The organism is Psychrobacter sp. 1Y4 (assembly GCF_051847555.1).
Genome location: NZ_JBPYDE010000635.1, coordinates 1 through 670, shown reverse-complemented (window position 1 = coordinate 670; position 670 = coordinate 1). Strand labels below are relative to the sequence as shown.

General features: G+C 42.2%; 2 protein-coding genes. Both read right to left on the bottom strand.

The genetic code is table 11. The features are described from left to right. Nucleotides 1-426, bottom strand: a 426-nt coding sequence (locus ACS8FC_RS18030) for a helix-turn-helix domain-containing protein (protein ID WP_439297799.1), incomplete at its 3' end; no start/stop codon positions are given. Beyond that, nucleotides 401-670 (bottom strand): gamma-glutamyl-gamma-aminobutyrate hydrolase family protein (locus tag ACS8FC_RS18025; RefSeq protein WP_439297798.1); only part of this gene is annotated, 270 nt, incomplete at its 5' end. The genes ACS8FC_RS18025 and ACS8FC_RS18030, both read right to left, overlap by 26 nt.

The window sequence follows — 670 nt, the reverse complement described above, 5'->3', positions numbered from 1 at the left end:
ATCACTAAAAAACGTGGTCAAATCAGAACCTAACACTGCCAAAATCGCCTTTAAGGTATTTACTGCGGGACTCACCTTATTGCGCTCAATAGAGCTAATAGAAGTGTTTGTCAGTCCTGATAGTTTCGCCAATTTACGCTGCGAGTAGCCTTTTGCAAGGCGCAGCTGATTGATTTTTTTACCGATGTCTTCTTCTATCGATTCGTCAGTGTCGCTAGATGTGTCTGTTTCAGAATCTGTCAACTCATCTTCGTCATCACTACTGATGTCATCATCTTCCTCGATATCAATATCTTTATCACTGGCAACATCAACGTCAATGCTGTTGCCAATCTCGCTATCAACACTTTTATCTGTATCAGTGTTAGCGCTGTCAATATCTACCGGATCTTTAGTGGTGCTACTCGATTTGGGGTGTGCTGGCATAGTGAATGAATTCCGTGAATAGAAATTTGGACAAGTTATCTTGTGCATAATTTAACTCAGGATGCCATTGTACACCAATCATAAAGGGATGTTGTAACAAGCTAATGGCTTCTACCAAGCCATCAGGGGCTAGGGCTTCGACAAATAAACGCTCACCTACTTTATTGATGGCTTGCTTATGTAAGGAGTTGACGTGCCATTTTTCACCGAAAGCCGCAAGTCTGCCATCAGGCTGGATAATGAC